Origin of the sequence: Butyrivibrio sp., from assembly GCF_017635265.1 — a bacterium.
Lineage (GTDB): Bacteria > Bacillota > Clostridia > Lachnospirales > Lachnospiraceae > Butyrivibrio.
The window spans coordinates 46,652-71,994 of the sequence record NZ_JAGBLU010000038.1; the positions used below are offsets into that span (position 1 = coordinate 46,652).

The window sequence follows — 25,343 nt, forward strand, 5'->3', positions numbered from 1 at the left end:
TTTTTATTTTTATAGGTTTTAATGTATAATGAAAGGCTGCACTGTAAATTTAGTTTAATTAGGGTAGGTAGAAATGGATATTAGAATTGAAAACTTAACAAAAACATATGGCAACCTTAATGCTGTAGATCACATGAATTTAAGCATTAATGACGGTGAACTCGTAGGTCTTTTAGGACCATCAGGCTGCGGTAAGTCAACAACTCTTTTCATGCTCTCCGGACTTACAACTCCAACAGAAGGAAAAATATATTTTGGTGATAAGGATGTTACATCAATTCCTCCGGAGGATCGTGAAATTGGTCTGGTGTTCCAGAACTATGCATTGTATCCGCATATGACAGTAGAGGATAATATCACATTTCCTTTAATAAACAGAGGCATGAAAAAAGCTCAGGCCCGCGAAGAGGCTTTTGAGATTGCCAAGGTTGTTAAAATTGAACAGTATATGAAGAGACGTCCAAGTGAGCTTTCAGGTGGACAGCAGCAGAGAGTTGCTATTGCAAGAGCTCTTGTTAAGAAACCACAGGTTCTGCTTTTGGATGAGCCTTTATCCAATCTTGACGCTAAACTTCGTGTTGCTACCAGAGAAGAAATCAGACGTATTCAGCAGGAAGTTAAGATAACAACAATTTTCGTTACACATGATCAGGAAGAGGCTATGAGTATTTCAGACCGTATTGCCGTTATGAAGGAAGGAGTCCTTCAGCAGTACGAAGTTCCTCAGACAATGTATTTAAATCCTGCTAATACTTTTGTTGCTAATTTCCTTGGTATGCCTGAGATCAACAATATAGAGATTGATGTTAAGGGTGGAGTAATTTCAGCAGACGGAAATATTCTCAGAAAAGGTGCATCTTTAGCTGATGGGCATTACAAAGCAGGCATCAGACCTGAATCATTCTATGTAGATGAAAACGGAGCGGCGCTTGAAGTCAGCAACATTCGTATGACAGGTCGTGATCTTCTTCTTTTTACAAAGCTTGGAAGCACAGATGTAAGAGTATTGGTGCATTCATATATGCAGATCGGTGTTGGTGATAAACTCGGTGTATCTGTTCGTGATGAGCATATCCTTGTATTTGACGATAAAGAAGTACTTATTGGCAGATTCTGATTTGGAGAAGGGAGAATATCAATATCATGGACAAAAAGAGTTTTAAGGGGTATCTCTATCTCCTTCCGTCAATAATCATTATGGTTTGCTTTACTTTATATCCATTGGTAAGAGCAATCATCATGAGCTTTTTGGGCGATTACAGTATTATTAATGACAGCTATAATTCAATTGGCTTTGAAAATTACAAGGCTCTGTTTTCAGATCCTGATTTTGGCAAGTCACTTATAAATACAGCAATTTATGTTGTATGCGTAGTGCCTGCTTCAATTATTTTATCACTTCTTTTTGCAGTTCTTATTAACAGCTGTAAAAAGCTTAAGGCATTATTTCAGACTATCTATTTCCTTCCGTATGTTACAAGCGTTATTGCCATAGGTATTGTATGGAGATGGATGTTTAACAGTAACTACGGTCTTATCAATTATGTACTTAGCATTTTTGGAGTTGAACCTATCCAATGGCTCAATCTTCCCGAATATGCGATGCCTGCCCTTATAATCTTTGCTATTTGGAAGAGCATGGCATTTAACATTCTGATATTCCTTGCGGGGCTTCAGACAATTCCGGAAGATCTCTACAGGGCAGCCAGAATAGATTCAACACCACGTCTTCGTGTATTTACCAGAATTACAGTTCCTTCACTTGCGCCTATGATCGTTTATTCAAGTGTTATTGGAATGATTGGTGCATTTAAAGTTTACAATGAAGTATTTTCACTCTTCCAGGGAAAAGCAGGTCCTGCGAACAGTGCGATGACAATTGTTTACTACATTTACGATAAGTTTTACAACAGCTATAAATATGGCGTTGCTGCCGCAGGTAGTGTTGTATTGTTCCTGATAATACTTGCACTTACGCAGATCCAGCTCAAAGTAACCGGTGGACGTAAGAAATAATTTTAAGGAGGACGCCATGAAGAGTAATAGAAAAATAGCAAATATAATAGCTGAAGTTCTTAAGTATGTAATCCTGATTGCCGGCTCGGTTTTTACAATTCTTCCATTCGTATGGATGATTTCATCATCACTTAAGACACCTGCTGAACTTGTTCAGGTTCCACCGGCTCTTTTCCCTGAGGTACCGCAGTGGCTTAACTATAAATCTGCCTGGGAAGCAGCACCATTTGCCAGATACCTTGTAAATACAATTATCGTTACAATCTGCACAACTGCGGGAGTACTTGTGACAACAGTTCTTTCTGCATTTGCATTTTCAAGACTTAATTTTCCGGGAAAGAAAACAGTATTTTCACTGTTTTTGGCTACACTTATGATTCCCGGTGAAATGCTTATTATCACAAACTACGAAACAATCATTAAACTTAAATGGATTGATTCATACAGAGCGATGATAGTGCCTTGGATTTCAAGTGCTTTCTATATTTATCTGCTTACAAGATTCTTTATGCAGGTACCTGAATCACTTTATCTTGCAGCAAAGGTTGATAAGTGTTCAGATTTCAAATACATGATAAAGATTATGGTTCCTATGAACAAACAGGCGATTTTCTCTATTGCCATCCTTAATATCATCAGTTCATGGAATGCATTTTTATGGCCACTGCTTGTAACTAACTCACAGGAAATGAGAGTCCTTTCCAATGGTCTTGTTCGTTTCCAGACTGAAGCAGGATCATCTACAGAGCTTATTATGGCAGCGTCATGTATTTTGGTAATGCCTATTATTATTATTTACCTGTTCCTTAGAAAGTACATTATCGAGGGCGTAACTCGAAGCGGACTTAAGGGATAAAACCGGTCAACCTGGCAAAAGCCGTTGATGATAACATTCTGAGTCAGGATTCAGAATGTTACATATATTTTTAAGCGCCCGTATGGGCAAAGAAGGGAGAATTTTCTAATGAAAATGAAAAAGTTAGGTGCAAGTATTCTTGCTACTATCATGGCAGCTTCAATGCTTGCTGGCTGCGGACAGAGCAGCAACCAGACAGCTGAAACTTCAGCAGATGCACAGGCTTCAGAGACTACAGAGGTAGCTGCTGATGCTTCTACAGCCGCTGGTGAAACAGCCGGCGAGAAGACAATTGAGCCTACAGAGATCACATTTTGGCATTACATGACAGGTAATCTGGAAGAGACTCTTACAGCTCTTACAGATGAGTTCAACTCTACAAATGAGTATGGCATCACAGTAACATTGGTAAATCAGGGATATGCAAGTGATCTTCAGACAAAGCTTCAGGCAAGTGCTGCAGCAGATGCACTTCCGGATCTTACACAGGCATATAACAACTGGCTTACACCATACCTTGATAAGATTGTTCACCTTGATGATTTTGTAGCAAATGATTTCGATAACTGGGATGACATAGTAGAAGCATATCGTGGCGAGTGCTCAGAATTCGGATTCGTACATGCAGTACCTTTCAACAAGTCAACATATGTTCTTTTCTACAACAAGACTCTTTTCGATGAACTTGGAATCGAAGCTCCTAAGACATGGGCTGATGTAGAAGCAGACGCCAAGATTGTAAGCGATGCAAAGGGAATTGCTTTCATCGGATATGATGACAGCACAGGTGCAATCGAAGCTACTCTTAAGCAGAATGGTGAGAGCTTTGTAGATGAGACAGGCGCTTTATTCGATACAGACGGTGGACGTGAGGCATTTGAGTACCTTTCAAACCTTTACAGCAACGGCTACGCTCGTCTTGTTGGTGAGGACGGATATTTTTCAAATGTAATCAGCAACCAGAACATTGCCAGCTACGTTGGATCTTCAGCAGGTGTTTCTTACATTACAGCTGAAGGCTGGGAACTTGGAGTTGCTCCACTTCCTGGAAACAAAGTAAATGCTGCAAACATGGCAGGAACAAACATTGTTATGTTCTCACAGGATACAAACAAGCAGCTTGCAGCTTGGGAATACCTCAAGTTCCTTACAAGCACAGAGTCAACATCAAAGTGGGCTGTTTCAACAGGATACCTTCCTGTAAGACAGTCAGCTTACGAGACAGCTGAGTACAAGGCTTACATGGAAGAAAATATCTGTGCTGCAGCTTGTTATGAGCAGTCTAAGGACTTCTTCTATTCACCTACATTTGATGCATCAAACGATATCAGAAACAGTGTTTCTCCTGCATTTGAGCAGCTTGTTCTTGATAAGGCCGATGCACAGACATGGTTTGACACAATCCTTAGCACAATCAACGCACAGTATTAATGATATTTGGTCATAAGTCACAAGCGAGGCAAACTTGTTTGCTTTTCGCTTAGTGACTTCATGACCATAACAAGAATGAGTAAAAAAGATATGCGAGCGGAGCGAGCATATCGATTTACGAATTCTTGTAGCCTTGGCGTTAGCCAAGGCGCATATCATTAATGGGATTGCCTGCAGAATGAGTAAAAAAGATATGCGAACGAAAGTGAGCATATCGATTTACGAATTCTTGTAGCCTTGGCGATAGCCAAGGCGCATATCATTAATGGGATTGCCTGGAAATAAATTGCAGATGATTACATGATCAACAAGGCCTTCTACTTTGTAGTAGGAGGCTTTTCTTATCTGATGGAATTGCTTCCACCGGGTAAGAAAGGCTTTCTTTAGAGAGCGCCTTCGTGGAGTATAAGCGCCATGTATAAAGGGTAAGGAGTAAGTGGTATGACGAAACTTAAGTTTTATAGCGGATTACGTGAGATAGGCGGTACTGTTGTTGCTGTTGAGACCAAAAAGGCAATTTGTATCTTTGATTTTGGTTATGCTCATGCGGACAGAATAGATGACAAGGTTAAAGTCAGACCCGGAAAGGAAACTACTGATCTGGTAAACCTTGGGGTACTTGACAGAGTTGACGGAATATATGAAGAAAAAGATGCTCATGAACTGGGACTCAAAGCTTATGGGGAGACAGAAAGGGAAGTCTTTGTAATAATATCTCATATGCACATTGATCATATGGGCGGATTGGGGAGCCTTGCCAATAATCTTCCTGTTTATATGAGCAGAGAATCAAAGATACTTTACCATGAACTTGGTGTTATGGGAGAACTTGAACTCAGGGAACATGAGAATGTACTTCCTATAGATTATGATGCCTCTGTAACAGTTGGAGACATTAAGGTTACATGCATTCAGGTTGACCATGACGTAAAAGGCGCATGTGGATTTTTGATTGAAACCGAGGACGGAACTCTGTGCTATACAGGTGATTACAGGTATCATGGATATCACCCTGAAATAAGCAGGGAATTTGCAAGGAAATGCAAAGGCGCTGATTACATGATAACCGAAGGTGTTACCATAAGCTTTGGTGATGTAGATATGCTTTCTCTTGAGGGATCTGTAAGGGAAACAAGTGAATGGACATTACTTGAGGACATGAAGATGCATGCTGCCGAGGAAGAGGGACTTATTGTAATCAATAATTACAACCGCAACGTGGAAAGAGTGCATCACATGATCACAGAGCTTAAAGACCGCGGTAGGACTCTTGCTCTTGAACCGGAGCAGGGAGACTATGTAGCTGCGTTTTATCCTGAAGATTATTTTGAAGTATATCTTCCTGAAGGCGGCGAGCTTAAAGCACCTTTATTAAAGGGGAAAAAGGTTGTTACCAGAAAAGAAATAAAGGAATCACCTAAAAAATATATTCTTCAGCAGGATTATAAGAACGTATATGAACTTTTTGAGCTTAAAGAGTGCATTTCTTTATATCTGCATATGGATGGAGCACCACTTGGAGATTACGATCCTTCATTTAAAAAATTCTATGATCTTTTATCTGTTCTTGGACTAAAAAGTATAAAGTGTGGTCTTGGTGGACATGCGGAGCCTTATTACCTTAGAAAAACTGTAGATGAGATTGCACCAAAGACATTGATACCACTCCACAGCTTCAGACCTGAACAGTTTAAGTCAGCGAGTGTAGGACAGATTATACTTCCAAATGAAGGAGACACGATAGAATTCTGACAATTTTGGAGTTATTATCAAAAACTTCCAGCTGGCTGTTTTGGGAGTAGTGCTCCCTACATGCTCCGGAAAGATGGCGTAAGGAACTAATTTGTTTCCTTACGCCATGATTTTTGAGCTCTTTGTCTGTAACGTATGAATGCAGTTACACCAACAATAGTCCATGTAACACCTGTAGCAACCCATAGTCCCCAGGCTCCAAGAAATGGAAGGGAGCAAAACAAAGCAGGGAAAACAATTCGTCCGACCATTTCAGATATTCCTGAAATAAGTGGGAATTTGGCATCCCCTGTACCGTTAAGTATTCCGCGGCAAACATATATAGTCCCAAGCGGAAGATAGAAACTTGAAAGAATCCTCATGGCTGTTTTTCCAAAGGCTATTACTTCAGGTTCATTGACAAAGACTCTCATCAGGAAATCTCCGAATATCCACATAAGAGGAATCATAAGAAGTGCATATACTCCCATCATGGTCATTCCGATTTTGTAGCCTTTTTTTACTCTGTCTACCTTTTGGGCGCCTATGTTCTGACCTGAGTAAGTTGACAGGGAATCTCCCAGAGCTTTAAATTGCATATTTACAAGGTTTTCAATTTTACTGGTGGTAGTAAAGGCTGCGATAACAACTGCTCCAAAGGAGTTTATGACTCTTTGCAGGATAACGAAAGACAGTGCGATAAGTCCGCTTTGAAGCGCCATTGAACCGCCTAAAGTGTAGCATTTTATAATGATGTCTTTGTCCAATGTGAAATCTTTTTTCTCAAATTTAAAGACGGGATTTTTTAAAAGAGCATATCCTATTGACAAAGCAGCAGATAAAGCCTGAGCTGTAATAGTTGCTATGGCGAGCCCTTTTACACCAAGATTAAAGTAAAGTACAAAAACAAGATCCATGATTATATTAAGAAAACTTGAGATAATCAAAAAATACAAAGGGGTTTTGGAGTCACCAATCCCTCTCATAATATAAGAAATTGTATTGTAAAGTGCTGTTCCTATAAAGCCTATGCATGTTACAGACATGTAGACTACAGAATCTTCAAGAATCTCATCAGGTGTTTTCAACCCGTAAGCCAAAACCGGGCGGGATAAAAATGCACCAAGAAATCCTACAAAAAGAGAAGTTGCGCTTACCATGAAAAAAGCGTTGGTTATAGTCTTTCTCACTCCTTTGTGGTCTCCGGACCCAAAAAACTGAGAAACAATTATACCGATTCCTGTGGCCAGTCCGTTACCCAAGGCAAAAAATAAATTGGTAATATGTCCGGTTGAACCAACTGCGGCAAGGGCATTGGCATCAATAAACTTACCGGCGATGATAGTATCTACAATGTTGTAAAACTGCTGAAAAATATTTCCTATCATCATTGGAATCATGAAGGTTATCAGAAGACTAAAGGTATCGCCTGAAGTCATATCTTTTGCATACTTTTTAGAAATAGTCTGAGCCATTTATATGTACTCCCAAATTAAGTAAAACGGAATAAATTCTACAAATTCCGGTGAGAAAACGCTGCCGTGGGGAAAGAAAGAAAAACCCAGGCAGCGTATTTAGTATAGTAAAAGAATTGAAAGAAATCTACTTGAAATGTACGAATTCTCAGCTGAAAATTATGATTTCTTGTGGTGCGGATAATATTTTACCAAGTGACAGTTTTTATTACTTGCCTTTTTTTGAGGATTTTAACTGATATATCTTTGGCGCGATTTTTATCTTAATATAAAAATCGGCGTATTGCGAAGCACTTAAATCTTCAATGTAATTTTGTTGATAATTTTTATTTACTCCGTTCTTTTTCAGAATATCAGCTGCTTTATTATAGGCAATGGCAGCTTCAGCTTCGGAATCATATACACCCACAACGTAATTACTTTTTATATGAATATAGGTTTTGTATTTTATAAAGCCTTTATGGGCAAATTGTCTTACTCCGTGGTATCTGTTTAAAACAATAATGTTTTCATAACGAAGATCGTTTGGATCGTCATTGGCGAATCTATAGTCTCTTCCGGGGACAGCGTAGCTTTTAATCCCATATCTTTGGAGGACAGAAAGCTGACTTCCGTAATCTGCCACAAATAAATGACTTCCTCTTTGCATTATTTTATGAGAGGAGTAGTAAAATAAATCATCAATATCAAATTTAAGAATTTTGTCAGTGGATAAATAATACAGAAAGTATTTTTTTTCAAGATAAATAGGAGTAGGTATATATATGCCTTTATCCCTGAAATTTATGAGTATAACACATTTTTCAAAGGGGATATTCATTCCCTTTTTATATGATGTAATAGAAAAATTATCACTGTGAAGAATGTAGTAGCTCTCATCATAAACTGCACTGGCTTTTTTTAGAGTGTCATAGGAACCAAGTGAGATATGTTTTCCATTGTAAACTATTGAAGTTCTGTAAGATATCGTGCCGTTTTTTAAAGCTGTTTTATACACTCCTGTGTGTGCTTCTTGCTTCAAAACTAGTCCCCCGCTATTTACTTTACTAATTCAAAGTGTTAAATTACTATGGATATACTGTTTGGCAGTATGTTATACTATAAATCACATAACTATTTTACCAACAATTAAGGAGTGAAGGCAATGGCAAAGGAAGTTTTGTACAGTAGTACCAGGGGAGAGCAGGGGAATATTCACGCGTCTGAAGCAATCCTTAGAGGTCTTGCGGGTGATGGAGGTCTATATGTTCCGGATCATATTCCACATCTTGAAAAAACGCTTAGAGAAATCGCAGCATTAAGCTATCAGGAAACAGCTTATGAGGTAATGAAACTGTTTTTATCCGATTATTCAGAGGAAGAGCTTAAATATTGCATTTCACATGCATATGATTCTAAATTTGATACCGAAGAGATAGCTCCTTTATCTGAATCTGACGGGGCTTTTTATCTTGAGTTGTATCATGGCTCAACTATAGCATTTAAAGATATGGCGTTATCAATTTTACCTTATCTTATGGTAACAGCAGCCAAAAAGAATAATGTCAAAAATGAGATCGTTATTCTTACAGCAACAAGTGGAGATACAGGTAAAGCAGCCCTTGCCGGATTTGCAGATGTTCCCGGTACAAAGATTATTGTTTTTTATCCTAAACATGGCGTAAGCCCTATTCAGGAAAAGCAGATGGTAACTCAAAAGGGTGCAAACACTTGTGTTATTGGTATTGAGGGTAACTTTGACGATGCACAGACAGGCGTAAAAAAGATATTTACCGATCCTGAGCTTGCTAAAGTGATGGATGGAAAGGGATTTCAGTTTTCTTCAGCAAATTCTATCAATATTGGACGACTTGTTCCGCAGATTGTATATTATGTTTACTCATATGCAAAACTCCTTAAAGAGGGCAGAATTGCAGATGGTGACTGCATAAATGTAGTGGTTCCAACAGGTAACTTTGGAAATATCCTTGCTGCTTACTATGCTAAAAATATGGGTGTGCCGATTGCAAAACTGATATGTGCATCTAATTCAAATAAGGTACTTTTCGATTTCTTTAAGACAGGTGAGTATGACAGAAATCGTGATTTTGTACTTACAGCTTCGCCTTCAATGGATATTCTTATTTCATCAAATTTGGAGAGACTTATCTATCATATTTCAGGTGATGATGCAGTAAAAGATGCAGAGTTTATGGACAGACTCTCAAAGGATGGAAAATATGATATAACTGATGAGATGAGAGACAGACTTGTAGATTTCTTTGGCGGATATGCAACAGAAGAAGAGACCTTTGAAACAATCAAAAATCTTTTTGATAAGACAGGATATCTCATTGATACTCACACGGCAGTTGCAAGCTGTGTATATAATAAATATGTAAAGGAGACAGGAGATAAGACAGTTACAGTTATAGCTTCTACTGCCAGCCCTTACAAATTTACCAGAAGTGTCATGAATGCTCTTTCTATGGGAGATGACAGCAAAGATGATTTTGAACTTGCAGATAAATTGTCTGAAGTATCTAAGGTAGAAATACCTGAAGCTGTTACATCCATCAGAACAGCAGAAGTTTTACATAATACAGTAGTAGACAAAACAGAAATGGAGAAGGCTGTAAAGGATTTCCTTGGCCTGTAAGAAAATGGATTCATTTAGCAATATTTTTGATATTTTGATTATTTTTGGCGGGGCGATGATTATTTACTACGCTGAGCAGATGAGGGCCAATGATCTTATCAAAGTTGGGATAATGGTGCCACCTTCAGTTAATGTAAAGAAAATGAAGGATAGGGAAGGCTTTAAAAACTATGCTTTCCCAAGACATTTTTTGCAGGGACTTGTACTCGTTGTCCTTGGTATGGTTGGAATAGGGTGCGATCTGTATGGAAGAGCAGATCTTCATGCGATTGTTTACATCATTGTTCTCGCCTTTTATATCATTGGTAATCTTTTCATTGAGAAAGGAAAAAAGAAATTTTATTAAAATAATTATATAATATAATAGGAGCTGGTTACCGCTTGAGCATGTATTTCTTGCCTTTGCGGTATCCGCATCCGACTAGAATAAGACAAATAATATAATTGCGTTATTAGAGGAGGTGCGGATGGATTTAGGAAAAGGATATTACGCAGAAAACACACCGGAGATTATTGAATTATCTAAGCTTTCGAAAACAGCGGACATGATCGAGAATGATCTTTTCATCAAATATGATGTAAAAAGAGGCCTTCGAGATTTAAACGGAAAAGGCGTGCTTACCGGTCTTACACGAATTTCAGAGATTGTTGCCAAGGAGGTAGTAGATGGAAAAGAGGTTCCAAAAGACGGCGAGATTTATTTTAGAGGATATGATGTCCATGAACTGATAAATGCAGCAGTAAAAGAGAACAGATTTGCATTTGAGGAATGTACTTATCTGCTGCTTTTTGATAAGCTTCCGTCAGGAAAAGAGCTCTTTGAATTTGAAAAACTATTGGGAATATATAAGAGCCTTCCACCAAGCTTTGTTCGAGATGTCATAATGAAGGCGCCAAGCCGTGATATGATGAACACCCTTGCAAGAAGCGTTTTGACTTTGTATTCCTACGACGACCTTGCTGATGATGTATCACTTCCCAATGTGCTTAGGCAGTCACTTCAGCTGATCAGTATGTTCCCGCTTTTATCAATTTACGGGTATCATGCCTATAATCATTATCATGAGGGGAATTCCCTCATTATCCATCCGCCGAAGGAGGAACTTTCTACTGCAGAGACGATCCTTTATCTCCTTAGACCTGACAGCAAGTATACAGAGCTTGAAGCAAAGCTTTTGGATATTTGTCTGGTGCTCCATATGGAGCATGGCGGTGGTAACAATTCATCTTTTACAACACACGTAGTGAGCTCAAGTCTTACAGATACTTACTCTGTTATTGCAGCTGCCATCGGTTCTTTAAAGGGACCTCGTCACGGCGGAGCTAATGTTAAGGTGGTTCATATGTTTGACGATATAGAGGCAAATGTTAAAGATTGGAAAGATGAAGAAGAGGTAGTAGCATATCTTGATAAAATACTAAATAAAGAAGCTTTTGACAGATCGGGGCTTATTTATGGTATTGGACACGCTATCTATTCTAAGTCCGATCCGAGAGCCATGATTCTAAAGGGCTTTGTTGAAAAACTTGCCGCTGAGAAGGGCAAAGAGGATGAGCTTGCTCTTTATGAAATGGTAGAACGTCTTGCACCAAGGATCATTAGTGGTGAGAGAACGATGTACAAGGGCGTAAGTGCCAATGTGGACTTTTATTCAGGCTTTGTATACAGAATGCTTGAGCTTCCGGAAGAACTTTATCCGACAATTTTTGCCATTGCCAGAATTGTCGGTTGGAGCGCTCACAGAATGGAAGAGCTTGCCAATAACGGCAAGATAATCAGACCTGCCTACATGGCAATAGAACCCCGAAAAGATTATGTTCCTATGTCTGAAAGAAAATAAAGAGTCGCAAGCGACTCTTTATTTTTATGCTTAAAAAGTATCAAAGACCATATTTTGCAGCAATCAGTGGAGCAACCTTTGAAGAACCGATACGGCTGCAACCGGCATTTGCATAAGCGAGGGCATCCTCTATTGTGCGGATTCCACCGGCAGCTTTTATCTTAACATCCGGACCAATGTGCTTTTTGAAGAGTTCAATGTCCTCAAGAGTAGCACCGGCGCTGCCAAAGCCTGTTGAAGTCTTGATGTAATCAGCCTTAACTTCGGTAACAATCTTGCACAGCTCAATCTTTTCTTCCTCTGTGAGATAGCAGGTTTCGATGATAACCTTAAGGAGTTTGTCACCGCAAGCCTCACGAATCATCTTAAGTTCTTTTCTTACTTCATCATATCTGTGATTTTTGACATCGCTGATATTAACAACGGTATCAATTTCCTCAGCTCCGTCTGCAATTGAATCTTTTGCTTCGACAACCTTGGAAGATGCTGAATTGTAGCCGAGAGGGAAACCTATAACTGTGCAAAGCTTAAGGCTTTCTCCATATTTTTCATGAACTCTCTTAAGATAAGTCTGCGGTATACATACGGTAGCAGTTCCGTATTTAACTGCCTCATCACAAAGCGAAACAATCTGTTCCCATGTGGCATCAGCCTGTAAAAGTGTGTGGTCAATAAGTTTTAATATATCCTTTTCTTCCATAACAACATCCTTTCTCATTACTAAGTATTGATAATTATATACTTAAATCATAAAATATAAAATAGTGTTTTGCAGGAGGATTTGTATATGACACAGGAAAATACAGTAATTAAGGAAAGACTTAAAAAATTGCGTAAAGCAATGTCTGAAAACGGCATTGATTACTATATAATGCCTACTTCAGATTTTCATAATTCAGAGTATTCTGCAGACTTTTTTAAAGTCAGAGAATATTTTTGCGGATTTGACGGTTCTAACGGAACTTTGGTAGTATCTAAAAATTTTGCGGGAATGTGGACAGACGGAAGATATTTCATTCAGGCTGAGAACCAGATGAAAGGCACCGGTGTAGAACTTTTTAAAATGTTAAATCCTGGAGTTCCTACAATTCCGGAGTTTTTATTTGATAATATGGCTGATGGTGAGACTTTAGGCTTTGATGGAAGGGTTATATCCACCAGCGTCGGAGAGAATATTGAAAATAAGCTTAGCGGAAAATTTGTAAAGTACAAAATTGACAAGGATCTTGCTGATCAGGTTTGGACAGACAGACCCAAGCTCCCTCTCAACGATATGTATGTTTTATCGGACGAGCTTTGCGGCAAATCTTTTAAAGAAAAATTATCACAGGTCAGAATCAAAATGAGAGAGTATGGAACAACTGCTTATCTTTTGAGTAAGCTTGATGATATTATGTGGCTTACAAACCTTAGAGGAAGTGATGTTGAGTGCAATCCGGTAGCTCTTTCATATGCATATATTACTCATGACAGTTTTGTTCTTTTTGTTCAGGAAAAAGAGGTCACAGATGAGGTAAGAGAATATTGTAACCGTCAGGGAATTGAACTTAAGGATTATAATCAGCTCATGGAATTTATTGCAGATGTTAAGATAGATGGCAATGTTCTGTGTGATAAGAGAAATACTAATTTCCTTACCTACAAGACCTTACTTGATAAAACGGCAGAAGCAGGTGTCCTGTTAAAAAATGAAAAAGATCCTACTGAGATCATGAAAGCTGTCAAAAATGATACTGAACTTAAAAATATCAGAGAAGTATATTTGAGAGACAGTGTTGCTCTTACCAGGTTCATTTATTGGGTAAAAACAAACGTCGGTAAAATACCTATGACGGAATATACAGCTGCCCAAAAGCTTGATGGAATGAGAGCGGCTCTTCCGGGATTTATTGAGCTTTCTTTCCCGACTATCAGCGCATATAAGGCCAATGCGGCAATGGCGCACTATGAAGCTACCAAAGATAATGCAGCGGAAGTTAAAGCTGACGGAATGCTGCTGGTGGACTCTGGTGCGACATACATGGGCGGAACAACTGATGTTACCAGAACTATAGTTGTGGGAAAAATTTCTGATGAGATAAAAAAGCATTACACAGCAACTGTTATGGGAATGCTTAATCTGGCATCATCCAAGTTTATGGAAGGCTGCACAGGCAGAAACGTAGATACTTTTGCCAGAATGGCTCTATGGGAAATGGGAATAGATTACAACCATGGAACAGGTCACGGCATTGGATATATGCTCAATGTTCATGAAGGACCTCACAGCATCAGATGGAGATTTTCGGAAGGTATGCAGGAAGCTGTACTTCAGCCCGGAATGATAGTATCGGATGAACCCGGCGTGTATATAGAGGGAAGCCACGGAATTCGTATCGAGAATATTGTCGAAGTTGTTGAGAGAGAAAAAAATCAATATGGCAGATTCCTTGGATTTGAGCATCTTACTTATGCACCAATTGATCTTGAAGCAATAGACAAGCAATATATGCAGCCTAAAGATATTGAAAAACTCAATAATTATCACAAGATGGTATTTGACAAGGTGTCTCCTTTCATTGAGGATGAAGAGATACTTGCATGGCTAAAAGAGGCTACAAGAGCTATTTAATTTATTGAAGTTTTCATAAAATAACTGTAAAAAAAAGCGTTGACCCTTGAAAAATAAGGCACTTTGAATATAATAAGAATAGAAGTACATAAGTGCTTCTCCTGGGGTGTCCGACATCTCCTGTGTAATTTGAACCTACATTACTTTAAACGGGACTCCTACATCACCATTTTTTATGTCACGCCTTCGGCTCTGCGCATGCGCAGGTTTAGCTTTGGGAGAGGAAGACAGAGATTGTGGTTGCGGTAACCCACCTAGCGCTGTCTAGGAGTCAAATAACAGGAAACGGCATTTTGGGGTTTATTTGGAATCAAAAGCAGCCATGAAAATTGGCTGCTTTTTCCATATGTGTATCATATTGGACTGGGAGTATAAGTTATGAATGTAAAGGCTGCGCTTGTAGCAGTTGTCATGGATTTTGCTACGAAAATGCAAAAAAAGAATATTGCAGCATTTGCAAGTAGTGCAGCTTTTTTTCTTATTCTTTCAATCATTCCGTTGCTTCTTTTAATAACTTCAATTCTTCCATATACAACAGTTACAGAGGAGGATCTTATCAGGGCGTTTGTCCAGACAACACCGGATTTTGCCAATGATATTATGATACGGCTTGTGGATGAGGCATATATGCAGTCGACTGCGATTTTGTCTTTTACAGCTGTAATTACCATATGGGCTGGATCACTTGGAATGTTGGCACTTATCAGAGGGCTTAACTGTATCTATGATATAGATGAGCGGAGAAACTATTTTTATTTGCGCCTTATTGCATCGGCCTATACGGTTGTCATGATTATTATAATGTTTCTGATGCTGGTACTTATGGTTTTTGGTAATCTTATAGAAGGCTTTTTTATAAAAATGTATTCTCCGGCTTCATATATTTTTACTTTTTTGGTGAATTTTAGGTTTATACTTGTTATAGGCATAGCATTTCTTATGTTTGCCTTGATATATACATATGTTCCAAGTGGCAAATTTAAGTTTGTTTATCAGCTGCCCGGTGCTGTGTTCTCTGCTGTTGTATGGTATGTTTTTTCGTGGATATTTTCAATTTACGTGGAAAAGACTGATAACTACTCGCTTTATGGAAGCCTGGCAACACCTGTAATCATGATGTTTTGGTTATATTCATGTATGTACATATTTTTTATAGGGGCATTTATAAACAGATTTTTTCATCCTGCTGTAAAAGTGTTATATCAGGATCATCATAAAAAGACAGTTAGAAAAAACGCAAAAAGAAAAAGTACAAAGCGGTTAAGAAAACCCGGAAAATTCAATGAATTTGGCTGATATGTGCCTTTGAGGAGGTGTTTATGAAGTTTAACAACAAATGGTTCAAAAAAAGATGGGTCTCTTATACGATTGCGACATGCTCAGCAGTTCTGTTCTATATGTTATTGTCGCATCTTCCGCAGATTTTGGGCGGATTTAGTACATTTTACGGCTTTATAAAGCCTGTGGTTGTGGGAGCGGTTATAGCATACATATTTGATCCATTGGCAAGAACCTTTAACAGCTCAGTGTTCAGGAAGATAAAAAACGAAAAAACGAAGTGGAAGCTATCTGTAGCAACCACTATAGTAGTAATATTAGCTGCAATAATTCTTTTATTCGTGGCGCTTATACCTCAGATTGTAGACAGTATAACTACATTTGTATCTAATCTTGGTTCATATGTTGATTCATCTCAGGAACTGCTTGCAGGGTTTGAAACTCAGTCCGGAAACAAAATCTTTGGAATTGACGTAAGCGGAATAGCAGATTTAGGCGAAAGGGCTTTGGATAATCTTAGCAGGACATTTACAGATAAAGAAAACGTGCAGAATATTTTAAGCGGTTCTGTAAGTGCGGGAAAAGGTGTTTTTGATATAGTCATAGCCTTTATTCTGGCAATATATCTTTTGCTTGACAAGCATAGACTGATAAACGGTGTTTCAAGACTTATGAGTCTTATTTTAAAAGACAAGAACTACGTAAATGCGGGAGAATTCCTTTCAAAATGCAATCAGATACTTATCAGATATATAAGCTTTGATATTATTGATGGTGTCATAGTCGGAGTTGTCAATTTCATTTTCATGTTGATTACAGATATGAATTATTCAGTACTTATTTCTGTGATAGTCGGAGTAACAAATCTGGCTCCGACATTTGGACCGATTGTGGGTGCTGTTATAGGAGGCTTTATCCTTGTGCTTGTAAAACCATGGCATGCGGTTTGGTTTTTGATATTTACGATTATCCTTCAGACTCTTGATGGATATGTTCTTAAACCCAAGCTTTTCGGAGAGAGTCTTGGAGTATCGCCGCTGATGATTCTTATCTCCATTATCTTGGGCGGCAGGCTCTTCGGAGTTGTAGGTATTCTTTTGGCGATCCCGTTTGCAGCAATTTGGGATTTTGTGTGGAAAGACTTTGTTCTTAAAAAACTTGAGGAAAGAAAATTAAAGAGTTACAATAAAAGAGTAGAAGATAAAGATGTATAGGAGGGGAACTATGACAGAATTTCTGGATGCAGCTGTGACCTTTGCAAAGGAAAAAATTGATCGTGCAATGGAAATATGGGATAGCTTTGATGAAGAAAAAAAGAAAATGCTTATAGGCTGTGCTGCTGTGTGCGTGGGCGTTATAGTTCTGGCTTCGGTATTTTATGGACTCGGGAAAGCCAGAGGCAAAAAAATTGCCCTTATGGATGAAGATTTTTAAAAAAGTGATTTGAGTAACTTCCGGTTGCCAGATATTTTTGGACTGTCTGGTGTCGGAAGTTTCTTTGATTTTAGGAGGATTTGTGAGAAAAATACTTAAACCGCTGATAATTACAATTTGTTCAGCACTGGCATTTTTGCTGCTTTTATTTCTTACTGTGCTTGGATATTTGACACTGGATGAGTATAAGCCCGACGATATTGAGAAAATAGAAGTAGAAAACTACGGCAGCAAAATCCTTAAGCTTGATAAGGCAATAAGAATAATGACTTGGAATATAGGATATGGAGCCCTTGGTGATAATGCTGATTTCTTTATGGATGGTGGCAAAATGGTAAATACAGCCACAGCCAAAAGAGTCAGGTACAATCTTGATGGTATCATTGACAGGATAGATGAGATAAATCCGGATATTCTTATGATTCAGGAGATGGATAGAAATTCTGCAAGATCTCATTTTATTGACGAGTACGAGTACATTAAAAAGAATTCTACCAGTTATGTTGCCAATAATCAGAGTATATTTGCTTATAATTATAAAGTTTCGTTCGTGCCTTATCCTATCCCTCCAATCGGAAAGGTTGAGGCTGGCCTTGCGACATATAGTGCATTCAGGATTGATGATGCAAGGAGGATTCAGCTTCCGTGTCCCTTTAGCTGGCCACTTAGGACAGGCAATTTAAAAAGGTGTCTTGAAGTATCAAGAATTCAAATTGAGAATTCTGAAAAAGAGCTTGTGCTTATAAATCTTCATCTGGAAGCCTATGACGACGGTGAGGGTAAGATTGCACAGACCAATATGTTAAAAGAGCTTTTGAATCAGGAGCTGAAAAAGGGAAATTACGTAATAGCCGGAGGAGACTTTAATCAGGTATTCTCAAATATTGACGTGAGTAAATATCCTGTTCTTGAGGGCAACTGGGAGGCAGGAGTTATAGACGTGGATAGTTTCGATGATGCTCTTCAATTTGTAACAGATACTACAAATCCCACCTGCAGATCCCTTGACAAGGTGTATGCAGATGCAGAGGATACGGATCCGGACTCTTTTCAATATTATGTAATTGATGGCTTTATAGTTTCCGATAATATTGAAATTTTAAGTCTCAGAACTCATAACACGGTATTTCAGTATTCGGACCACAATCCACTCAGCATGGATGTAGTACTTTTGCCGGAAACATAGTATTATCGATATTACACATAAATAGTGACAGTTGACGTTTTTTTGAATATAATAATATTAATGATATTTCGTGAAAGGGGACTGGAGGAAATGGTACAGAAAAAGAAACGTAACGTTATTGTTGGACAGTCGGGAGGTCCTACAGCAGCTATTAATTCGTCACTTGCCGGAGTTTACAGAACTGCTAAGGATCGTGGATACAACAAGGTTTATGGAATGATCCACGGCGTTCAGGGATTAATGGAAGGAAGATATGTAGACCTTTCAGATCACATTCAGAGCGGACTTGATATTGAGCTTTTGAAAAGAACTCCCTCTGCATACCTTGGATCTTGCAGATATAAACTCCCTGAAATTTTTGAAAACAAAGAAATTTACGAGAAAATATTTGAAATTCTTGCTAAACTTGAGATTGATTGTTTCATCTATATTGGTGGTAATGACTCCATGGATACAATCAAAAAGCTTTCTGACTATGCTATTATTTCCGGATCAGATGTAAGATTTGTTGGTTGTCCCAAGACAATTGACAATGATCTTGCTCTTACCGATCATACACCGGGGTATGGCTCGGCAGCCAAATATATCGGTACCTCTGTCAAAGAAATAATCAGAGACAGCTGGTCACTTGAGACCAGTCACGGTCAGGTTATTATTGTTGAAGTAATGGGAAGAAATGCCGGATGGCTTACAGGAGCTACTGCTCTTGCAAGAGGCGAGGACTGTGACGGTCCTGATGCTATTTACCTTCCGGAAATTCCATTTGATATGGATGCGTTCCTTAAGAAGATCAAGTCTCTTCTTAAGAGTAAGGCGTCAATAGTTGTTGCAGTATCAGAAGGTATCAGAACCAAGGATGGAAAGTATGTCAGCGATATGGACAATAACGTTGAGTATGTTGATGCTTTCGGTCACAAGCAGCTTACAGGTACTGCAAGATATTTGTGTAACGTTGTAGCTAATGAATGTGGATGTAAAACTCGTGCCATCGAGCTTTCAACTCTTCAGAGGGCAGCAAGCCACTGCGCATCACGTGTTGACATTCTTGAAGCGTATGAAGTTGGAGGAGCTGCAATGAAAGCAGCTGATGAAGGCGACAGCGGAAAGATGGTTGTTATTGAGAGACTCTCTGATGATCCTTATCAGGCAGGAACAGAAGTAAAAGACGTTCATAAGATTGCCAATGATGAGAGAACTGTTCCAAGAGAGTGGATCAATAAGGAAGGCACATATGTAACCAATGAGTTTATTACATATGTAAGACCTCTTATCCAGGGCGATGTAGGTCCTATCATGGTTGATGGTATTCCGAGACATCTTTACAGACCAGGATTCCAGGATATCTTATAATTAGGAGCATTTATGATCGCTTATAATGCAGGAATTGCGATAGTTGATGAAGAATTAAATATTATCGACACTGATTTTGCTTTTTCTGATTATGTTTCGGATTCGGAACCAAAAAGCTTTCTGTCAAATGTATTTCCGGATGATTGGCATCTTTTGCATGAAATGGTGGAGCATCTTGCTGCGAAAAACAGCGAGACGCTCTGCTTTCGTGTTTTTAGGGAAGATTCAGGTGTTTCATGGGTCGTGGCGAATTGCCAAAAAACTGATGGAAATCAGGGGAATATTTCCATTTCCATGAGAGATGTAGATACTTTGGATGGGAGAAACAGGTTTTCTATTGATTATGGAACAGGACTGTTAGACAAGCAGGCGATTATTGATTATGCCAAGCAAAGAATTGCAGATTCAGATGAAGGATTTGCTTTATGCATCATGGATATTGATAATTTCAAGAAGATCAATGATACTATGGGACATTCTTTTGGAGACAAAATTCTTGGTGAGGTTGGCAAAATAGTTCTAAAAGCCTTGGGAAATGATGGAAAAGCCGGGAGAATCGGCGGTGATGAGGTAATGCTTATCATTAACGGCAAGACAGATAAAACCGGTCTTAGGAAGTATCTTAAAGAAATAAGGGAAAAAGTGGAATGCATGAAAAAGGACAAGGACGGTTATCCCCTTGTTACGGTATCTATAGGAAGCGGAAACTTTCCCCAGGATGTGGACACATACGATAAACTCTTTAACCTTGCGGATAAGATGCTCTACAGGGCAAAAAACAGGGGCAGGAACAGATATGTAATGTATAATTCTGAGGTTCACGGACCGATTATTGACGGAGAGCTTGAAACTACCGGCGGAATAGTTGGAGATGCCAAGCCTCAGGATAAGACAAAGCTTGTTTTGGGAACACTTGAGGGCTTTTTTGGAGATGAAAACAAAACTATACTGACCTCTTTCATGCAGCTTGTAGCAACTTATGAAATGGATGAAGGCTATATATTTTTTAAAAATATAAAAAGCAGTTTCATTGGATTTAAAAGAGTAGTTGATCATGAAAAACCAAATGATTACAAGCTCGGACGTATTGTAGAAAATATAAGCGCAATGCCATTTGCGGCAGATGTTAAGTTTGATAAAAAATTCAATGATAATGGAGTGTTTGTGGTGGATACTCCTCAAAATCAGCTCAAGGGTACAAAGGCAGATGCGTTCTTTTCTGAACATGGAATTAAACATGCTTTCTTCTATAAGATGAATAAAAGTAAACGTGACTGTTATGTTGCGCTTTACAACACAAGAGATAATTCAAGAAAAATACCGCAATCTGACATTATTGACTTTACATATTTGAGTAAAATGATAGAAATCGCCTTAAAATCTAGATAAAATCGATGAAAAAATTGAAAAAGCTAGCATTTTTCTGCATTTTACTGTTGTTATGAGTGCATATTAGTGGTAAAATGGGCTTTATAATAAATAATTTCTTTTTGGAGGGAATATTAGAATGAACAAGACAGAACTTATCGATGCAATCGCTAAGGAAGCAGGACTTTCAAAGAAGGATGCTGCAGCAGCACTTAATGCATTCACAGACACAGTAACAAAGGAGCTTAAGAAGAAGGGTAAGGTTCAGCTTGTTGGTTTCGGTACATTCGAGACAACAAAGAGAGCTGCCAGAACAGGTAAGAATCCTCAGACTGGCGCAGCAATCAAGATTCCTGCATCTGTAGCACCTAAGTTCAAGGCTGGTAAGGCTCTTAAGGATCTTGTAAACAAGAAATAATTTAATTTACGAAGTTAAAGGCTATGCCATATTGGCATGGCCTTTTTCTATGTGTAACAAAATTTCATATTTATGTTTTTTTAAATTGTGTATGATTGAAAAAAGTATTTTTTTTAATAAAATTATATTGTGTCACATTTTTAATATAAACTTATGAGGTTGATTTATGACGTTCGAAAGAAGCTTTGAAAATTACGTGCAGATTCTTTCAGAAGAGGATGTAACTCCTGAAATATCGCCGGGGGCATTGTCAGATCTGGCAAAGGATTTTTCTTTGCGTTCAATCGTTGCAATAGTTTCGGATTCGAAGGATTCTGATAGAGCAGGGGAACCTGATACGGTAATTTCATTATTTGGTCCGGTTCCGGAAAAGGAAGCACCTGCCTATTTATTTAAGCATAAGATGGCAGGACGCAAGGAGGTTACGTACAACATATATCTTTATGGTGATAAATCATGGTCTGAGGAAGAGTATAAGTCCTTTGCTGTTATCATCGATATACTTTCCTTTCACATGGAAAGATTTCTTTTATCGAAGGCAATTGAAAAAAGTGCTCTTACTCAGTATTTGACGGGGCTTCCCAATTCAGGCGGATTTGTGCAGTATGCGGCAAAGCTTTTTGAAAGTAAAGCAATTTATGAATATGATTCGTTTTATTTTAATTTAAAGAGTTTTGGCCTTATCAGCAGGCGGTATGGACTTGCTGAAGGCGACGAAATAATGAAGCGCTACGCGAAAAAGCTTAGAGAGTTTTGCGGGGAGGGCGAGATAGTAGCTCATTTTGGCGGAGATAACTACACTGCTCTTATGAAAAAAGAGCATACTAAGGAGTTTTTGAAGTTTTTGTCTGCTGTTCCGGTTTATGGTGAAAAGAATGGAAAAAGAGATGATTTTACCATTGCTGCAGTGATAGGTGTGTACGCTATAGATGAGTCACTTAAGGAAACGGGGCAACTGATTTCAAGGGCTATAATGGCATGTAACTATGCTAAAAATGTAGCAAATAAGCCTTATGTCTTTGTAAATAAGGCAATGAGTACCAGAATATACAGACAAAAGCAGATTGAAGACAGATATGAAGAAGCTCTTGCAAGTGATGAATTTAGAATTTATCTCCAGCCCAAGGTTGATACGATCACAGGTGAGATAATAGGTGGCGAGTCCCTGGCAAGATGGTTTTGCAACGGAGTGGTACTTTATCCCACAGAGTTTGTACCTATACTTGAGCAGGAAGGAATGGTGGCATCTCTTGATTTATACGTATTAAAAAAGACCTGTGAATATATAGGCGACTGGAAAAAAAGAGGATTAAATCCTGTTCCTGTTTCTGTGAATTTTTCAAGGAAAGACCTAAGTTATAAGCAACTGGCAAAAGAAATTGCAAAAATTATTGATGAGAGTGGCATAGAGAGAAAGCTTATTCAAATTGAAGTCACAGAAACATCCAGTGAAGATGAAAGAATCCTTATGACAGCCTTTTTGAAGAAACTTAAGGAATATGGAATTGCAACTTCAATAGATGATTTCGGAACGGGATTCTCATCACTTTCTACACTTAGAGATTTTCCTGTGTCAGAGATAAAAATCGACAGATCGTTCATAAATAATGATACTTTGAACAAGAATGACGAAATAGTGCTAAGAAATATTATTGTTATGGCAAAGGAACTTGGTATAAGTGTTATCACGGAAGGAGTAGAAAGAGAAGATCAGATTGAACTTTTAAAACATGTTGGATGTCATGTGGTTCAGGGATTTTTATATGATAATCCGATGCCGAAATCAGACTTTGAAAAACGTTTAGAAAAGAGATTTTATTCGTGATTTTATATTTTATACTTTTTTAATTCTTTTTCTGTTCACATTTTAGACACAAAGTGATATCATAAATTCTGTTGTTGCTTTATATGAGGCTGCGGCGTACTTATGAGAAAAAGGGGAAGAGGAATGAAGAAAGAAGTTAAGGTTTCACTAGGGTGTAAGTCACAAATTGTTCAGTTTATCAACATGAACTCAAAGTCAGCATGTGAGATCGATGTGCAGGATGGACACAGTTACATCGATGGGAAGTCAATTGTTGGTTTGTTATCACTTAATCTGTTCAGACCACTTGATGTAACACTTATTGGCGACGACAAAAAAATCACTAATCTTATCAATGATTACGATACGCATCACTTGCTTTTGGCAGAATAAAACTTGGAGCAGATGCACGGGTAATTAAAAAAAGGTCATGGTAAAAAATACCATGGCCTTAATTTTTGCATTAATCAATTCGCTTTTTTCCCCAGAAGAAGAGTGCAACTGTTCCGGGACCTGTGTGGCTTCCTATAGTGGTTCCGATGCTGAATATCTTTACACGTCCTTTTAACTTGGGGAATTTTTCTTCTATCATATCTGCTACAGTTTTTGCATCTTCGTAGCAATCTGAATTGGAGATATAGCATTCTCCGTCATAATCCGTTCCGTTTTCTGCAAGTTCAACCATTTTTTGAACCTGAGCCTTCATTACTGCTCCTTTACCACGAATCTTTGATCTTACAATAAGATGTCCCTGATAATCAACATTCATGAGAGGGCAGATGTTTAATACATTTCCGATTGTGCCGGCAACCTTGGAAACACGGCCGCCTCTTACAAGGTACTTAAGGTCAGATACGAAGAACCAATGCTGACAGTCAAGTCTGTGTTCAATAACCCATTCGTAAAGACTGTCTATTGAATTGCCTTCATCTCTTAGATCAGCAAGCTTATTCATTAAAAGACCATATCCTGCTGAGGCAGCAAGGGAATCTACAACGTAGATTTTTCTGTCAGGATATTTTTCTTTTAACTGATCTCTTGCAATGGCTGCGGAGTTGAGAGTTCCGGAGATACCGGAGCTAAGGGCTAAGTGAAGAATGTCTTTTCCGTCTCTCAGGAATTTTTCAAAGTATTCCACATATTCGCCAACACTGACCTGTGATGTCTTGGTCATGGAGCCGTTGGCCATCATTGTGTAGAACTCTTTGAAAGGAATTGATTTTCCTAAATCATCCGGAAATTCGGTTCCGTCAATTTCAAAATGAAAACAGATATAACTGATATCTCTTTTCATAAAATGCTCGTTTGTTAAATCAGCTGTTGAGCAGCAGCTCAATATGTAATTGCTCATAGGCGTCCTTTCAAAATAAAAATAATCTACAAACATAATACATTATTATCTTTGAGGTATCAAATAATTTAGAATAAAAAAATGGATAAGTTAAATTCACTACTTGAATTGTGTATAGATATTAGCAGGTTTTGTCTTAATTGTCTGAAAATAGACTAAAATTCATAAAAGATATTGACATATTTACATGCAGATGTTATATTATATATACAATCACATAGTAAATAAAACCTATGTAGTCCAAGTGGCTTAAGCTTCACGGAAGACGAGCGAAGGTTTTCGAAGCGGCTGACATTCACAGCGAGGGTGGCGTGTGCTTCACATTAGCCAAGGAGTGTCAAGGAGTCGCTAAAGGATGTGATTAACATAGATTAGCAAAATAATAATTGCAGAAAGAAGAGGAATAGTCCCTTGGAAATCTCAGAGTAAGGGCGGGCGTTCATAAGAGTATGGATGCCCGCCTATTTCATTGAGCAGAGCACTTAATGAGGTATTATCGAATTTAGTGCGAGCCTAGTGAGAATCCCAGAGCACTTTTTGTAGTAATAGAAGTTG

The 25,343-nt window shown here is 38.4% G+C and carries 22 protein-coding genes and 1 other RNA gene; 19 read left to right on the plus strand and 4 right to left on the minus strand.

Annotated elements, in window-relative coordinates; all coding sequences use genetic code 11:
- The first annotated feature begins 73 nt into the window (after window positions 1-73).
- The 5 genes from J6O61_RS05465 to J6O61_RS05485 all read left to right on the plus strand — a co-directional run bounded on the left by J6O61_RS05465 (window position 74) and on the right by J6O61_RS05485 (window position 6,055).
- Window positions 74-1,117 carry an ABC transporter ATP-binding protein gene (locus tag J6O61_RS05465; RefSeq protein ID WP_292210549.1) on the plus strand — a complete coding sequence of 348 codons (1,044 nt, stop codon included), beginning with the start codon at window positions 74-76 and terminating at the stop codon, window positions 1,115-1,117.
- Window positions 1,118-1,143: 26 nt separating this feature from the next.
- Window positions 1,144-2,016: a carbohydrate ABC transporter permease gene (locus J6O61_RS05470; RefSeq protein ID WP_292210551.1), complete on the plus strand. Its 873-nt coding sequence runs from the start codon at window positions 1,144-1,146 to the stop codon at window positions 2,014-2,016.
- Between the two features lie 16 nt (window positions 2,017-2,032).
- Entirely contained in the window at window positions 2,033-2,872 is an 840-nt protein-coding gene (locus J6O61_RS05475; protein WP_292210553.1) for a carbohydrate ABC transporter permease, read from the plus strand.
- A 108-nt stretch (window positions 2,873-2,980) separates the two neighbouring features.
- Window positions 2,981-4,303, plus strand: a complete 1,323-nt coding sequence (locus tag J6O61_RS05480) for an ABC transporter substrate-binding protein (protein WP_292210556.1) — start codon at window positions 2,981-2,983, stop codon at window positions 4,301-4,303.
- Between the two features lie 441 nt (window positions 4,304-4,744).
- A complete protein-coding gene (locus J6O61_RS05485; protein ID WP_292210560.1) occupies window positions 4,745-6,055 on the plus strand; it encodes an MBL fold metallo-hydrolase in 1,311 nt (436 codons plus the stop codon).
- An 86-nt stretch (window positions 6,056-6,141) separates the two neighbouring features.
- Here the strand turns inward: J6O61_RS05485 and J6O61_RS05490 are convergent, their stop codons facing one another.
- Window positions 6,142-7,509, minus strand: a complete 1,368-nt coding sequence (locus J6O61_RS05490; RefSeq protein ID WP_292210562.1) for an MATE family efflux transporter — start codon at window positions 7,507-7,509, stop codon at window positions 6,142-6,144.
- Between the two features lie 208 nt (window positions 7,510-7,717).
- Entirely contained in the window at window positions 7,718-8,506 is a 789-nt protein-coding gene (locus tag J6O61_RS05495; protein ID WP_292210565.1) for a hypothetical protein, read from the minus strand.
- Window positions 8,507-8,653: 147 nt separating this feature from the next.
- Between J6O61_RS05495 and thrC the strand changes: the two genes are divergently transcribed.
- The 3 genes from thrC (at window position 8,654) to J6O61_RS05510 (ending at window position 11,988) form a co-directional block, all read left to right on the plus strand.
- Window positions 8,654-10,147 carry a threonine synthase gene (gene thrC, locus J6O61_RS05500; RefSeq protein WP_292210567.1) on the plus strand — a complete coding sequence of 498 codons (1,494 nt, stop codon included), beginning with the start codon at window positions 8,654-8,656 and terminating at the stop codon, window positions 10,145-10,147.
- 4 nt (window positions 10,148-10,151) lie between these two features.
- Window positions 10,152-10,493: a hypothetical protein gene (locus J6O61_RS05505; RefSeq protein ID WP_292210569.1), complete on the plus strand. Its 342-nt coding sequence runs from the start codon at window positions 10,152-10,154 to the stop codon at window positions 10,491-10,493.
- A 121-nt stretch (window positions 10,494-10,614) separates the two neighbouring features.
- Window positions 10,615-11,988: a citrate/2-methylcitrate synthase gene (locus tag J6O61_RS05510; RefSeq protein WP_292210570.1), complete on the plus strand. Its 1,374-nt coding sequence runs from the start codon at window positions 10,615-10,617 to the stop codon at window positions 11,986-11,988.
- Between the two features lie 40 nt (window positions 11,989-12,028).
- Here J6O61_RS05510 and deoC read toward each other — a convergent pair whose 3' ends face one another.
- Window positions 12,029-12,688, minus strand: coding sequence for a deoxyribose-phosphate aldolase (deoC, locus tag J6O61_RS05515; protein WP_292210572.1), 660 nt, complete (start codon window positions 12,686-12,688; stop codon window positions 12,029-12,031).
- An 87-nt stretch (window positions 12,689-12,775) separates the two neighbouring features.
- On the opposite strand from deoC, the gene J6O61_RS05520 reads away from it, so the two are divergent.
- From J6O61_RS05520 to J6O61_RS05570, 11 genes are all read left to right on the plus strand, one after another.
- The gene (locus J6O61_RS05520) at window positions 12,776-14,599 is read left to right on the plus strand and encodes an aminopeptidase P family protein (protein ID WP_292210574.1); all 1,824 of its coding nucleotides are present in this window, start codon (window positions 12,776-12,778) and stop codon (window positions 14,597-14,599) included.
- Between the two features lie 95 nt (window positions 14,600-14,694).
- A non-coding RNA gene (gene ssrS / locus J6O61_RS05525) (6S RNA) lies at window positions 14,695-14,903 on the plus strand.
- 74 nt (window positions 14,904-14,977) lie between these two features.
- The gene (locus tag J6O61_RS05530) at window positions 14,978-15,895 is read left to right on the plus strand and encodes a YihY/virulence factor BrkB family protein (RefSeq protein WP_292210577.1); all 918 of its coding nucleotides are present in this window, start codon (window positions 14,978-14,980) and stop codon (window positions 15,893-15,895) included.
- 23 nt (window positions 15,896-15,918) lie between these two features.
- Window positions 15,919-17,091 (plus strand): AI-2E family transporter, encoded by a 1,173-nt coding sequence (locus tag J6O61_RS05535; RefSeq protein ID WP_292210580.1) that lies wholly within the window; start codon window positions 15,919-15,921, stop codon window positions 17,089-17,091.
- Between the two features lie 10 nt (window positions 17,092-17,101).
- Window positions 17,102-17,311, plus strand: coding sequence for a hypothetical protein (locus tag J6O61_RS05540; protein ID WP_292210583.1), 210 nt, complete (start codon window positions 17,102-17,104; stop codon window positions 17,309-17,311).
- An 82-nt stretch (window positions 17,312-17,393) separates the two neighbouring features.
- Window positions 17,394-18,497, plus strand: coding sequence for an endonuclease/exonuclease/phosphatase family protein (locus J6O61_RS05545; protein ID WP_292210586.1), 1,104 nt, complete (start codon window positions 17,394-17,396; stop codon window positions 18,495-18,497).
- Between the two features lie 90 nt (window positions 18,498-18,587).
- Window positions 18,588-19,847, plus strand: coding sequence for a 6-phosphofructokinase (locus tag J6O61_RS05550; protein WP_292210589.1), 1,260 nt, complete (start codon window positions 18,588-18,590; stop codon window positions 19,845-19,847).
- 12 nt (window positions 19,848-19,859) lie between these two features.
- Entirely contained in the window at window positions 19,860-21,236 is a 1,377-nt protein-coding gene (locus J6O61_RS05555) for a GGDEF domain-containing protein (protein WP_292210591.1), read from the plus strand.
- 118 nt (window positions 21,237-21,354) lie between these two features.
- Window positions 21,355-21,633 (plus strand): HU family DNA-binding protein, encoded by a 279-nt coding sequence (locus J6O61_RS05560; RefSeq protein ID WP_013280467.1) that lies wholly within the window; start codon window positions 21,355-21,357, stop codon window positions 21,631-21,633.
- Between the two features lie 166 nt (window positions 21,634-21,799).
- On the plus strand, window positions 21,800-23,458 hold the full coding sequence (locus J6O61_RS05565) for a putative bifunctional diguanylate cyclase/phosphodiesterase (RefSeq protein ID WP_292210594.1): 1,659 nt from the start codon (window positions 21,800-21,802) through the stop codon (window positions 23,456-23,458).
- A 102-nt stretch (window positions 23,459-23,560) separates the two neighbouring features.
- Window positions 23,561-23,830, plus strand: coding sequence for a hypothetical protein (locus tag J6O61_RS05570; RefSeq protein WP_292210597.1), 270 nt, complete (start codon window positions 23,561-23,563; stop codon window positions 23,828-23,830).
- Between the two features lie 70 nt (window positions 23,831-23,900).
- Here J6O61_RS05570 and J6O61_RS05575 read toward each other — a convergent pair whose 3' ends face one another.
- Window positions 23,901-24,788, minus strand: a complete 888-nt coding sequence (locus J6O61_RS05575) for a DegV family protein (protein WP_292210600.1) — start codon at window positions 24,786-24,788, stop codon at window positions 23,901-23,903.
- Window positions 24,789-25,343 lie beyond the last annotated feature (555 nt).

Bases quoted from the DNA above. Each gene is read 5' to 3' on its own strand.
- J6O61_RS05490 (WP_292210562.1), bottom strand. From the start codon at position 7,509: ATGGCTCAGACTATTTCTAAAAAGTATGCAAAAGATATGACTTCAGGC.
- J6O61_RS05510 (WP_292210570.1), top strand. From the start codon at position 10,615: ATGGATTTAGGAAAAGGATATTACGCAGAAAACACACCGGAGATTATT.
- J6O61_RS05470 (WP_292210551.1), top strand. From the start codon at position 1,144: ATGGACAAAAAGAGTTTTAAGGGGTATCTCTATCTCCTTCCGTCAATA.
- J6O61_RS05475 (WP_292210553.1), top strand. From the start codon at position 2,033: ATGAAGAGTAATAGAAAAATAGCAAATATAATAGCTGAAGTTCTTAAG.
- J6O61_RS05465 (WP_292210549.1), top strand. From the start codon at position 74: ATGGATATTAGAATTGAAAACTTAACAAAAACATATGGCAACCTTAAT.
- J6O61_RS05565 (WP_292210594.1), top strand. From the start codon at position 21,800: ATGACGTTCGAAAGAAGCTTTGAAAATTACGTGCAGATTCTTTCAGAA.
- J6O61_RS05540 (WP_292210583.1), top strand. From the start codon at position 17,102: ATGACAGAATTTCTGGATGCAGCTGTGACCTTTGCAAAGGAAAAAATT.
- J6O61_RS05530 (WP_292210577.1), top strand. From the start codon at position 14,978: ATGAATGTAAAGGCTGCGCTTGTAGCAGTTGTCATGGATTTTGCTACG.
- J6O61_RS05550 (WP_292210589.1), top strand. From the start codon at position 18,588: ATGGTACAGAAAAAGAAACGTAACGTTATTGTTGGACAGTCGGGAGGT.
- J6O61_RS05575 (WP_292210600.1), bottom strand. From the start codon at position 24,788: ATGAGCAATTACATATTGAGCTGCTGCTCAACAGCTGATTTAACAAAC.
- J6O61_RS05485 (WP_292210560.1), top strand. From the start codon at position 4,745: ATGACGAAACTTAAGTTTTATAGCGGATTACGTGAGATAGGCGGTACT.
- J6O61_RS05555 (WP_292210591.1), top strand. From the start codon at position 19,860: ATGATCGCTTATAATGCAGGAATTGCGATAGTTGATGAAGAATTAAAT.
- J6O61_RS05535 (WP_292210580.1), top strand. From the start codon at position 15,919: ATGAAGTTTAACAACAAATGGTTCAAAAAAAGATGGGTCTCTTATACG.
- J6O61_RS05560 (WP_013280467.1), top strand. From the start codon at position 21,355: ATGAACAAGACAGAACTTATCGATGCAATCGCTAAGGAAGCAGGACTT.
- J6O61_RS05480 (WP_292210556.1), top strand. From the start codon at position 2,981: ATGAAAATGAAAAAGTTAGGTGCAAGTATTCTTGCTACTATCATGGCA.
- J6O61_RS05505 (WP_292210569.1), top strand. From the start codon at position 10,152: ATGGATTCATTTAGCAATATTTTTGATATTTTGATTATTTTTGGCGGG.
- deoC (WP_292210572.1), bottom strand. From the start codon at position 12,688: ATGGAAGAAAAGGATATATTAAAACTTATTGACCACACACTTTTACAG.
- J6O61_RS05570 (WP_292210597.1), top strand. From the start codon at position 23,561: ATGAGAAAAAGGGGAAGAGGAATGAAGAAAGAAGTTAAGGTTTCACTA.
- J6O61_RS05520 (WP_292210574.1), top strand. From the start codon at position 12,776: ATGACACAGGAAAATACAGTAATTAAGGAAAGACTTAAAAAATTGCGT.
- thrC (WP_292210567.1), top strand. From the start codon at position 8,654: ATGGCAAAGGAAGTTTTGTACAGTAGTACCAGGGGAGAGCAGGGGAAT.